General features: G+C 59.6%; 11 protein-coding genes and 1 pseudogene. 10 read left to right on the top strand and 2 right to left on the bottom strand.

The features are described from left to right. Positions 1-97: 97 nt before the first annotated feature. Positions 98-712 (top strand): TetR/AcrR family transcriptional regulator, encoded by a 615-nt coding sequence (locus ASB65_RS04235; protein WP_003506076.1) that lies wholly within the window; start codon positions 98-100, stop codon positions 710-712. A 26-nt stretch (positions 713-738) separates the two neighbouring features. Here the strand turns inward: ASB65_RS04235 and hutC are convergent, their stop codons facing one another. Next, on the bottom strand, positions 739-1,479 hold the full coding sequence (gene hutC / locus ASB65_RS04230) for a histidine utilization repressor (RefSeq protein WP_020012277.1): 741 nt from the start codon (positions 1,477-1,479) through the stop codon (positions 739-741). On the opposite strand from hutC, the gene ASB65_RS27015 reads away from it, so the two are divergent. From ASB65_RS27015 to ASB65_RS04205, 5 genes are all read left to right on the top strand, one after another. Continuing rightward, the gene (locus ASB65_RS27015) at positions 1,466-1,951 is read left to right on the top strand and encodes a hypothetical protein (protein WP_236734553.1); all 486 of its coding nucleotides are present in this window, start codon (positions 1,466-1,468) and stop codon (positions 1,949-1,951) included. The genes hutC and ASB65_RS27015 overlap by 14 nt on opposite strands. Positions 1,952-2,042: 91 nt before the next feature. After that, a complete protein-coding gene (locus ASB65_RS04220) occupies positions 2,043-3,080 on the top strand; it encodes an ABC transporter substrate-binding protein (protein WP_060723120.1) in 1,038 nt (345 codons plus the stop codon). Between the two features lie 96 nt (positions 3,081-3,176). After that, positions 3,177-4,034: an ABC transporter permease gene (locus ASB65_RS04215; protein WP_060723119.1), complete on the top strand. Its 858-nt coding sequence runs from the start codon at positions 3,177-3,179 to the stop codon at positions 4,032-4,034. Then, entirely contained in the window at positions 4,027-4,857 is an 831-nt protein-coding gene (locus ASB65_RS04210) for a quaternary amine ABC transporter ATP-binding protein (protein WP_060723118.1), read from the top strand. The genes ASB65_RS04215 and ASB65_RS04210 overlap by 8 nt, the downstream gene beginning before the upstream one ends. Next, positions 4,850-6,358: an HAL/PAL/TAL family ammonia-lyase gene (locus ASB65_RS04205; RefSeq protein ID WP_060723117.1), complete on the top strand. Its 1,509-nt coding sequence runs from the start codon at positions 4,850-4,852 to the stop codon at positions 6,356-6,358. Before ASB65_RS04210 ends, ASB65_RS04205 begins: the two co-directional genes overlap by 8 nt. 215 nt (positions 6,359-6,573) lie before the next feature. Here the strand turns inward: ASB65_RS04205 and ASB65_RS04200 are convergent, their stop codons facing one another. Then, a complete protein-coding gene (locus ASB65_RS04200) occupies positions 6,574-7,614 on the bottom strand; it encodes a LacI family DNA-binding transcriptional regulator (protein ID WP_003506068.1) in 1,041 nt (346 codons plus the stop codon). Positions 7,615-7,762: 148 nt separating this feature from the next. Here ASB65_RS04200 and ASB65_RS04195 point away from each other — a divergent pair, with 148 nt between their 5' ends. From ASB65_RS04195 to ASB65_RS04180, 4 genes and pseudogenes are all read left to right on the top strand, one after another. After that, positions 7,763-8,728, top strand: a complete 966-nt coding sequence (locus tag ASB65_RS04195; RefSeq protein WP_060723116.1) for a substrate-binding domain-containing protein — start codon at positions 7,763-7,765, stop codon at positions 8,726-8,728. A 104-nt stretch (positions 8,729-8,832) separates the two neighbouring features. After that, complete coding sequence (locus ASB65_RS04190; protein ID WP_003506066.1) at positions 8,833-9,837, top strand: ABC transporter permease; 1,005 nt, start codon at positions 8,833-8,835, stop codon at positions 9,835-9,837. Between the two features lie 9 nt (positions 9,838-9,846). Then, a complete protein-coding gene (locus ASB65_RS04185; protein WP_003506065.1) occupies positions 9,847-10,665 on the top strand; it encodes an ATP-binding cassette domain-containing protein in 819 nt (272 codons plus the stop codon). 23 nt (positions 10,666-10,688) lie between these two features. Then, a pseudogene (locus ASB65_RS04180) lies at positions 10,689-10,908 on the top strand (sugar phosphate isomerase/epimerase); the annotation flags it as partial.

Genomic DNA, 10,908 nt, shown 5'->3' with positions numbered 1-10,908 from the left:
GGTTTTTGCGACGGTGCTATAGGCAAACCATCTCTCATTTCCGCCTATCGCGACGGACAGAAGGGCACGCGCCGAAAAAACAAAGGGATCCGGGGCCATGGCGAAAGCAAAACTGACACGTGCTGAACAGAAGATACAACGTCCGTTGCAAATTCTCGATGCCGCATTCGAGGAATTCACCAAAAGGGGATTTACCGCGACACGGGTAGAAGACATCGCGGAACGGGTGGGTGTGACGAAAGGGACGGTTTACGTCTATTTCGAAACCAAGGAGGCGCTCTTCGAGGCAATGGTCAAGCACGCCTCCCAGCCATTCCAGGAAGCGTTCAAGGCCTATGCGCATACATCCGACGACCCCGTCGAGGAGCTGCGCCTGTTACTGGAATTCATGTTCGACGCACTCGTCGACAACAAGAAAATGCGGGAACTGTTCCGCCTCATCCTTGCGGAAGGCGCAAAATTCCCCGATCTCATCGACCAGCATCATGACACGTTGATGGCGCCGGTCTTCGAGCGCATCAATACGATCCTCGAGGAAGGCGTGGCGAAAAAAAGGTTCAGGGCCAATCCCCCCGAACTCGCCAAGGTCGTGATGTCGCCCATGGTTGGAACATTGGTGTTTCGGCTGATTTTCAACGACCGGCGCATTTTAGACAGGCAGGCCGTTCTGAAGATTCATCTCGAACTGATCATGCGCGGGCTGCTGGCATAGGCATCACTGCACGCGGCCGCAGACCTCTATTCCTGACTTTCAAGCCGGTATCGGGAACCGGGATAGAGCAGCCGCACGGACGTGACGGCACGGCTCGACGACCAGGTTCTGCGGCGCACGAGAAGGCAGGGCTCGTTTCGGCTGATGGCCATCAGCTTGCATTCCCAGGGCTGTGGCGACGCCGCCTCGATGAACTGCTCGGTCCGGGAAATAGGTGCCGCCGCCGTCAGATAGGCATTCGGCGTGAGCGTATTGAAATCCTGCATCAGATAATCCGGAGCGATCTCCGCATTGACGAAGCGATCTTCGAGCTGGATCGGCACGTCATCTTCATGGTGCACGATGATGGAGTGGAAAACTTTCGCTCCCACGGCGATCTCGAGCGCCGTTGCGAGATCCGGACCGCAAACTTCCGTCTGGGCGAGGATCAGGCTTGGCCGATGGGTTGAACCGCGCTCCTTGATCTCGTCGGCGATGTTACGCACGCCCATCATGCCGGCGCTTCGCTTTTTAGGAGCGACGAAAGACCCGCGCCCCTGCACGCGAACAATCACCCCCTCGGTTGCCAGCTCCCGCAAGGCGCGGTTTGCCGTCATGCGGCTGACACCCAGCATGTCGACCATCTCGTTTTCTGAGGGTATCCTGTGGTTCGTCAACCACTCTCCGCTGGCGATCTTTTCCTTGATCTGTTCCTTCACCCGCTCATACAGCGGCAGGGAGGAGCGATCGCCCGAGACAGAAAACTCGCTTTCGATGACGGGCAGCATTAAAACTCCTAAAAATCGGGCGACTGCACAAAACGCAGCCAGAATCCGCGCAAGCACAAAATTATCACATCCTATCTTGCTTGTCTTTCGCAAATATGTGAAGTTACATATACAACTTGAGGGGAAAATAATGGCGAGCGAAGACTCGATCTCTGGCAGCCGCAAGTCTCCCGCCGACGGTCGGAGCGATATTCAAATGCCCGCTCAGCGCAAGGGCAGCAGCTGCCATGCCGGAGCTAAAGCTGTATTTGAAGGCTCGCTTGGGCAATATGCGCTGAAAGCTCATCCTTTTCAGAACCGGCCAGCCGCAGGCGCGTTCGACCCAAAGTCGCCGATACGCGCACCCCATGCGAATTTCCCAAAGTTGTATAGTGAACTTCCGGCACGCCGCTTCGAGGTGAACATCGAATTCCATATTGATTCGACGAGCGCCCGGCCGCCGATTTTGACGGGATATGAAATGCATCAATGACCACCGGGCTCAGGGGCAAACACCTGCCCAGGGCGCGCCCGGTTCACGCATGCCAGCAAATTGCCAATCATCAAACCAAAAGGGGAATGCAATGCTGAATTCAAAACTGAAAATCGCGCTGGCCACCACCGCGCTCATCATGGGAGCGTCCGCAGGCGCGGCCAAGGCGGAAGGCTATTGCAGCGCAGGAAAGACCATCACCTTCGCCGGCATCGACTGGGAAAGCGGCGCTTTCATCACCGAAGTCATGAAGGAAATCCTTTCCAAGGGCTATGATTGCAAGGTCGATTCCATTCCCGGCAACTCCGTGACGCTGGAACAGGCAACCGCCAATAATGACGTGCAGATCTTCGCTGAAGAATGGATCGGCCGCTCCGACGTCTGGAACAAGGCTGCGGAAGCAGGCCAGGTCACGTCAGTTGGCAAGACCTTCGTCGGCGCCGCCGAAGGCTGGTTCGTGCCGGAATATCTGATCAAGGGCGACCCCGCAAAAGGCATCGAAGCCAAAGCTCCGGACCTGAAGAGCGTCGACCAGCTTTCCGATCCGAAGATCGTCGAACTGTTCAAGGACCCGGAAGAGCCTACCAAGGGCCGCTTCCTCAATTGCCCGTCGGGCTGGACCTGCGAAGGCGTCAACACCGCCAAGCTGCAGGCATACAAGCTGGAAGCAAACTATGTGAACTTCCGCCCGGGCACCGGCACTGCGCTCGATGCCGCAATTGCCGCCGCCTATCTCCAGGGCGAGCCGATGCTGTTCTACTACTGGAGCCCCACGGCAATCATGGGCAAATACAAGCTCGTCCAGCTGCAGGAGCCGGCCTATAGCGACGCCTGCTGGAAGGAACTGACAAGCGCGGATGGAAAGCGCGACGCCGGTTGCGCCTTCCCCTCCGTCGAGGTGGCCTATGGCGTGAACAGCACCTTTGCCAAGGAAGCGCCTGAGATCATCGCTATCCTTGAAAAGGCAACCTTCCCGCTGACGGAAATCAACGCCAGCCTCGCCTACATGACCGACAAGCAGGTCGATGCGACAGCCGCCGCCAAGACCTTCCTTCAGACCAAGGCCGATATCTGGAGCAGCTGGGTTTCTGCGGACGCCAAGGCGCGTATCGAAGCCGCCGTCAAGTAAACATCGCAGGCGCGCCGGACTTCCGGCGCGCATTTTCCCGTCAGGACAGGGGCCGGCCTCCCGGAAATGGGGTCGGCAGGCGCGAGGACGACACCAATGTTTCCTGAAGTTTTCCATATTTCCATCCGCGGCCCGATCAATGAGATCGTGCGCTCGCTGGTGGTAAACTACGGCTACCTTTTCAAGGCGATCTCACAGACGATCCTGCAGGCGATCCTCTTCGTGGAATGGGCGCTGCGCGGTCTGCCGTGGTGGGTCATTTTTCTGGTCTTCCTGGTGCTCGCCTGGTTCGCGGCGAAAAAGATTTCGCTCGTCATCATGGTGGCGGTGATGCTTTTCATCGTCGGTGCGCTCGGTCTCTGGGACCTGACGATGCAGACGCTGGCGCTGATGCTGATTGCCAGCGTCATCTCCATCGTCATCGGCGTGCCAATGGGTATCCTGCTTGCCAAAAGCGAATGGGCCCGGCGTATCACCCTGCCGATCCTCGATGTCATGCAGACCATGCCGAGCTTCGTGTATCTCATCCCCGCCATCATGCTGTTCGGCCTCGGCAAAGTCCCGGCCGTACTTGCCACCATCGTCTATGCCGTGCCGCCGTTGATCCGCCTGACCGATCTCGGCATCCGGCAGGTGGACCGGGAAGTGGTGGAGGCGGCGACCGCCTTTGGCGGCAGCCCGAGACAGATCCTTTTCGGCGTCGAATTGCCGCTTGCCACACCCACGATCATGGCCGGTCTCAACCAGACGATCATGATGGCGCTTTCCATGGTCGTCGTCGCCTCGATGATCGGTGCGCGCGGTCTTGGCGAACAGGTGCTGAACGGCATCCAGACGCTTGATGTCGGTAAGGGCCTCGAAGCGGGTCTCGGCATCGTTATTCTCGCAATCGTGCTCGATCGTATCACCCAGGGTTTTGGCCGATCCAGCCGGAAGGAAATGGGCAATGACTGATATCCATATCCGTAACGTGTCCAAGATTTTCGGCGGCAACTGGAAGGCTGCGCTCGCCATGGCGCAGCAGGGCGCGGAAAAGAGCGAAATCCTGGCGAAGACGGGATGCAGCGTCGGCCTCGACAATGTCAGCCTCGATATAGCGGGCGGCCGCATTTTCGTGATCATGGGCCTCTCCGGCTCCGGCAAGTCGACGCTGGTGCGCCACATCAACCGTCTTATCGAGCCGACGAGCGGCGAGATTCTCGTCGGAGACGACAATGTTCTCGCCCTCAGGGCGAAGGAGCTGCGGGATTTCCGCAACCGGCGCGTCAGCATGGTGTTCCAGAATTTCGGCCTGATGCCGCACCGCACCGTCTTGCAGAACGTCGTTTATGGCCAGCGCGTGCGCGGGCTGACCAAGGCCGACGCACGGCCCATCGGCATGAAGTGGATCGAGACTGTCGGCCTTTCAGGCTACGAGGACAAGTTTCCCCACCAGCTTTCCGGCGGCATGAAACAGCGTGTGGGTCTCGCCCGCGCGCTGGCGGCCGATACCGATGTCATCCTGATGGACGAGGCCTTTTCAGCGCTCGACCCGCTGATCCGCGCCGACATGCAGGACCAGTTGCTCCAGCTCGAAAAGAACCTGCACAAGACCATCGTCTTCATCACCCACGATCTTGACGAGGCGCTCCGCATCGGTGCGCAGATCGCGATCCTGAAGGATGGAAAACTGGTACAGGTGGGAACGCCGGACCAGATCCTCAACAGCCCCGCAAACGACTATGTCGCCCGTTTCGTGGAGCGCCGCGCAGGTGCGGGGGAAGCCCAGCATGGCTGATACGATCACCATCGATCGTCCCCTTACCTGGCAAGAGATCGCCGCTGTCGCAAAGGGTGCGACGCTTTCCCTGTCGGATGCGGCGTGGCAGCGTATTGCCGATGCCCGCGCCATCGTTGATGCACTCGTCGAAAAACGCGTGCGCGGTTACGGCATCAACACGGGTGTCGGTGCGCTCTGCGATGTGATCGTGGATATTCCGCAACAGCAGGCCCTCTCCCGAAACATCCTGCTCAGCCATTCCTGCGGCGTCGGAGAACCGCTCGGGCGCGAAGAAACGCGCGCCATCATGGCTGCCCAGATCAACAACTTCGCGCATGGTTACTCCGGCGTGCAGGTCAAAACGGTTGAAGCGCTGCTGGCCCTGCTGAATGGCGATATTCTTCCCGTCATTCCCTCGAAGGGGTCGGTGGGTTACCTCACCCATGCCGCGGCCATAGGCCTCCTGCTGATCGGCGAGGGCGAGGCCCGCCACGGGAGCGAATTGATCAGCGGCAGACAAGGGCTGGAAAAGCTCGGCCTCGAACCCATGGTCCTGCAGGCAAAGGAAGGGCTGAGTCTCGTCAACGGCACACCCTGCGCCACCGGTCTCGCCAGCCTCGCACTTGCCCGCACCACTTCCCTTATCGACTGGGCCGATGCGGCAGCTGCTATGAGCTATGAAAATCTTGGCGCACAGGCGGACCCCTTCGCCGCAGAGCCGCTTGCGCTACGCGCCTCGCCCGGCATCCAGACCGTCGGCGCGAACCTGCGCCAACTCCTGGCCGGAAGCCCGCTTCTTGCCCGGTCGGCCGGATCGCGCACGCAGGATCCGCTCAGCCTGCGCGCCGTGCCGCAGGTGCACGGCGCCGTTCGGGATAGCGTCGCGCAGATCGCCGACGTCGTGAACCGCGAGCTTGCGAGCGTCACGGATAATCCTGTTGTCACCGGCACGCCGCAGGCGCCCGAGGTCCATTCCCAGGCCCATGCAGTTGGCGCGGCACTCGGGCTTGCCATGGATGGGCTGGCAACGGCCGCAGCCGAACTTGCCGCGATTTCCGAGCGCCGTATCGACCGGCTCGTCAACCCGCTTGTCAGCGGGCTGCCTGCCTTTCTGGCAGAAAGTGACGGTGTCTGTTCCGGTTTCATGATCATCCAGTACACGGCCGCAGCGCTTGCCGCAGAAAATCGCCGCCTTGCCGTTCCCGCCAGCCTCGATGGCGGCATCACCTCCGCTCTGCAGGAGGACATACTCACTCATGCCACCGCCGCTGCCGACAAGACACTTTCGATTATCGGCAATCTGGAAACCATTCTGGCGATCGAGATCATGAGCGCGGCGCAGGCTTACGACATGCAACCAGACAAAGCCGGCCGTGCACCCGGCACCGATACGCTCCACCAGCGTATCCGAACGACAGTGCCCTTTTACCGTGACGACCGGCCGCTCAACAACTTGGTGGCTGCTGCGCGGGAAATACTGCAGACCACGCATGCAGGGATACGCGCCGACGCGGGTTGACTGCTGCGGTAGAAATCTGGCTGAACAGGATGTGGAAGAGGTTACTCTCTGCCGGTCTTGTGGGCGATGAGAACGGTTTCCGCAATCGCGCTGGCGACGTGGTGCGGAGCCGCCTCGAGGCGACGCTCCGTCCAGTCATCATGCTGTGCGCTTTTGCCGAAAGCCCGTGGACGATTTTGCCCGGATGAGCCTCAAATTCCGGTGAGCATGCCGAGCTAGGTCCAGATGCTTTCGGGTGTCAGGATTTCGAAGGGCACAATCCGCTGTTCGACGGAGGACGAACCACCGTTTTCGATGCGCCGTAACATTACGTCGATCAACTGCTGCGGCATCCTGTCGAGGGGAAGCGGCAGCGATGCGGTGATCAGCCCTTCGTTGAGGCCCTTGCGCGTTTCCGGGCCGATATCGTTACAGATGATTTTTATGCCGCGCTGCCGCTCGACAGGCAGTTCTCGAAGTGCGCGCAGAACACCAGATATGCCGCCGCCATTGACATAAATCCCCCTGAGCCCGTGTTCGGCAGCAATCATGTCCCGAACGATGACATAGGCATTTTCCGGCTCCTCGTGGGTCAGCAGCGTTTCCGCGACCTGAAGTTCGGGGGTGTTCTCCCGCATATAGGAGCGAAAACTCGCATCAGAAACATCCTGACACTGGTAACGATTGCTGCCAATCAGCGGCACGACCGTTCCCTCGCCCTTCACCGTCTGGCTAAGGAACCACGCCGCCGTGCGGCCGCGTTTCCAGCTATCGGTCCCGACAAAGCCCGCCCGGCTCGCCGCGGACAGATCGGACACATAAGTCACCACGGGAACGCCCCTGCCCCGCAGTTCGTCGATCGCCTGGCTGACAAGCGGGTGGTCGGCCGTCACCACAGCGATTGCGCTGCAGGATTGCCCCATCTTCAGGAGATTGGCGGAGACGGCCTCCGGCGAAAGATCGTCCTCGAAAACAACGTCCGGCTCGATAATGCTATCCGGCCGCTGGCGTGCGGCGGCAATGATCCCTTCCGCCCAAAGCCGATAGAGCGGCCGGTGGGATTGCTGCATCAGAAAGCCGAGCCTGTGGTGAGGCATAGCCTCGCGACGACGGTCCTTGATGGTGCCGAGACCATAAAAACCGATTTCCTCCGCCGCCTTGAGAATCTGGTCGATCGTATCCTGTCGCACGGCGGTCGAACCGTGCAGCAGCCGGTTCACCGTGGAGATGCTGACGCCCGCGGCCTTCGCAAGATCGGTGATGGTCGGTCGGTTCATGGCGCCTCACAATCCTATCATTCCTGAATGACATATAATGATACGAAATGCAACATTAAATGAAATATAAATTCCATTCTTATGAAAATGAAAGATATAAATCATCCCATCATGAGAGCCCGTTGGGAGAATGGGCAGGGAGGAAACAATGGCATTTTTCAGGAAATTTCTGGTCGCGGGCGCTGCGTCGCTTGTGATGGCATCCGGTGCGTTTGCGGCCAATATCGCCGTTGTCGGCGGCAAGAATGACGATGCGTTCTGGAACCTCATCAAAAAAGGTGTCGACGACGCACGCCTCGTGGTCGAGGCGAATGGTGGCAAGGTCAACTATCTCCGCCTGCAAACCTACGACAACTTTGCACCCGATGTGGTGCAGCTGATCCAGACCGCCATCAGTCAGAAGGTCGACGGCCTCGTCATTCCGAACTGGGTTCCGGAAGGCGAGGACCCAGCGATCCGGGAAGCCATCAATGCCGGCATCAAGGTCATTCTCATGAATGCCGGGGGGCACGAGAAGGCCAGGGAACTTGGCGCGATCAATTATGTCGGCTCCGATGAATATCTGGCCGGTGTGGCCGGCGGCGAATATTTCGCCAGGCAGGGCAAAAAGAACGTTATCTGTGTCAACACCGTTCCTGGCGCCGCCAATCTCGAAGCACGATGCAAAGGGGTCCTTGACGGCATCACCAAGGCCGGCGGCACCGGCAAGCAGCTGCCGCTTCCCGCCACCAGCTTCGGCGATGCCACCGCCGTCGCCGAAGCGATCAAGGCCACGCTGCTTCAGGACGGCAAGATCGACGGCGTCCTTACCATTTCGGCAGGTGACGCGGATTCGGCCGCCATCGGCGTCATGCAGGCCGGCAAAACCGAAACCGCCCTGCTCGGCACTTTCGATCTCAACCAGTCCGGCCTCGACCGGATCAAGGACGGAACGCAGGGTTTCGCAATCGACCAGCAGCCCTACCTGCAATCGCTGCTGGCGGTGACGCTTCTGGCCTCGGCCATCGATTTCGGCACCGATCTGCCGACCGCCCCACTGCTGACCGGACCGAGCATCGTCGACAAATCCAACATCGAAGCCACGCTTGCCGGCGTCGCCAAGGGTGCGCGCTGAGCGGTGAGACACGCCCTGCCCCGACCCCCGCCGTACCGGGGATCGGGACCTGACGGGCAAAGGACACCGCCTCGAAACCTTTGACTAATAGTGGAGTGAACGACGTGAAAAATCTCTCGTTGGGCGACCTTTTGCGCCGTCCGGAATCGGGCGCCTTTCTCGGCCTTGTTTTTGTTCTTGCCTTCTTTGTTGTCTTCGGCAGCATCGAATTTCTGAAACCCGCCGGCGCCGCAAGCTGGCTGAATGTCGCTGCCAATCTTGGTATCGTCGCCATTCCCGTCGGGTTGCTGATGATTTCCGGCGAGCTGGATATTTCCATCGGCGCAATGATCCCGGCCGGCGCGCTGACGGTCGCCATTATCTCCGGTTATTACGGCATGCCGATCTGGCTCGGCATCATCGGCGCGCTTTGCCTTGGTGTACTTGTCGGGCTGATCAATGGCTTTCTGGTCATAAGAACCGTGGTGCCATCCTTGATCGTGACGCTCGGCACGCTCTTTGCCGTGCAGGGTCTGATCCTCGGTTTTTCGGTGCTGCTGACTGGAACGACCAGTGTGGCGCTAAGTCCGGCCCAATCCGGCCCAATCGCCAAATTCCTGTTCGGACAGTTCATCGGCGGCAGTTTTCAGGTCAGTATCATCTGGTGGCTGCTGCTGACGGCGATCTATGTCTTCTATGTCCATTATTCGCCCTTCGGAAACTGGATCTTCGCCATGGGCGGCGACCGCGTGAGCGCTCGCAACGCCGGCATTCCCACCGACAAGTTGACGGTGACGCTTTTCGTCCTTTCCTCTGTCAGCGCCTCCTTCGTCGGCGTCTGTCAGGCCATATTGTTCAATGTCGCCCAAGTCTCGGCGGGCATGACCTTCATCTTCAACTCCATCATCGCGGTCGTCGTGGGCGGGGTGTTGCTGACCGGCGGCTTCGGTTCGGTGATTGGCATTTTTCTCGGCACCATCACCTTCGCCATCGTCAATCAGGGCATTTATTTCACCGCCTTCGACCGCAACTGGTCAAGCCTCATCATCGGCGTCATGCTGCTCCTGGCCGTGCTCATGAACAACACTTTCCGTGTCATGGCGCTCACCTATTCGCCGAAGAAGAAGTGAGGACGGACGATGACGACACCCATTCTCGAACTTAAGAGTGTCAATAAATCCTTCGGCCCCATCGATGTTCTGCACGATATCTCGCTGAAGGTGCGGGCGGGCGAAGTGCTCTGCCTGCTGGGAGACAATGGCGCTGGAAAATCCACGCTGATCAAGACGCTGGCTGGCGTATACCAGCCCAGCTCAGGCGAATTGTTGATGGATGGAAAGCCGATCAATTTCGACGGGCCGCGCGACGCACAGCGCATGGGGATTTCCACTGTTCATCAGTTCGGCGGAACCTTTCCGTTGATGAGCATCGGCCGCTCCTTCTTCGTTGGCGCCGAACCGACCAAAGGTTTCTGGCCCTTCCGGATTTACGACCGCAAGAAAGCCAATGAAATCGCCGTCAAGGCCGTGCAGGAATTCGGTATCACCCGCATCGATGACGGCGACCGCCTGATCGGCGGGCTCTCCGGCGGCGAACGGCAATCGCTCGCCATCGCCCGCGCGGTGCATTTTGGCGCACGTGTTCTCATCCTTGACGAGCCGACGGCAGCGCTGGGCGTGAAACAGGCGTCCCACGTTCTGCGCATCGTGCTGGAAGCACGCAAGCGGGGGGTCGCGGTGATCTTCATCACCCATCAGGTCACCCACGCAATCGCAGTCGGCGACCATTTCGCCGTGCTCATCCGTGGCGCGGTCGCCGCCAACTTCCGCAAGGGCGAGAAATCCCGCGAGGAAATCACTGATCTGATGGCCGGTGGTGAAGCGCTCGCCGATCTAAGCGCAGAGGTGGAAAATTACATGGCCGGTCATGACGACCATCCGCCGCCGCCATCCAATTGAAACATTGAGAAGGATCAAGACCGATGAAAATCGCCATCGACCCCCACATGCACCGTTTTAGCAGCCTCGAAGCCCTCCCGGCCAAAGTAAAGGAACTCGGCTTCGACTGGATCGAGCTCAGCCCGCGCGCCGATTTCCTCGAATGGTTCAAGGCGCCGCGCGTCTTTCCCGAGCGCATCCGGTCCTTCAAGAAGGCGCTGAAAGAGGCCGATGTCGGTATCGCCTCGCTGCTGCCGATGTATC

Origin of the sequence: Agrobacterium tumefaciens str. B6 (assembly GCF_001541315.1) — a bacterium.
In the GTDB taxonomy this organism is placed as follows: Bacteria; Pseudomonadota; Alphaproteobacteria; order Rhizobiales; family Rhizobiaceae; genus Agrobacterium; species Agrobacterium radiobacter.
This window is presented reverse-complemented; position numbering and strand designations above follow the sequence as displayed.

Bases quoted from the DNA above. Each gene is read 5' to 3' on its own strand.
- hutC (WP_020012277.1), bottom strand. From the start codon at position 1,479: ATGCTGCCCGTCATCGAAAGCGAGTTTTCTGTCTCGGGCGATCGCTCC.
- ASB65_RS04220 (WP_060723120.1), top strand. From the start codon at position 2,043: ATGCTGAATTCAAAACTGAAAATCGCGCTGGCCACCACCGCGCTCATC.
- ASB65_RS04215 (WP_060723119.1), top strand. From the start codon at position 3,177: ATGTTTCCTGAAGTTTTCCATATTTCCATCCGCGGCCCGATCAATGAG.
- ASB65_RS04205 (WP_060723117.1), top strand. From the start codon at position 4,850: ATGGCTGATACGATCACCATCGATCGTCCCCTTACCTGGCAAGAGATC.
- ASB65_RS04210 (WP_060723118.1), top strand. From the start codon at position 4,027: ATGACTGATATCCATATCCGTAACGTGTCCAAGATTTTCGGCGGCAAC.
- ASB65_RS04235 (WP_003506076.1), top strand. From the start codon at position 98: ATGGCGAAAGCAAAACTGACACGTGCTGAACAGAAGATACAACGTCCG.
- ASB65_RS27015 (WP_236734553.1), top strand. From the start codon at position 1,466: ATGACGGGCAGCATTAAAACTCCTAAAAATCGGGCGACTGCACAAAAC.
- ASB65_RS04195 (WP_060723116.1), top strand. From the start codon at position 7,763: ATGGCATTTTTCAGGAAATTTCTGGTCGCGGGCGCTGCGTCGCTTGTG.
- ASB65_RS04185 (WP_003506065.1), top strand. From the start codon at position 9,847: ATGACGACACCCATTCTCGAACTTAAGAGTGTCAATAAATCCTTCGGC.
- ASB65_RS04200 (WP_003506068.1), bottom strand. From the start codon at position 7,614: ATGAACCGACCGACCATCACCGATCTTGCGAAGGCCGCGGGCGTCAGC.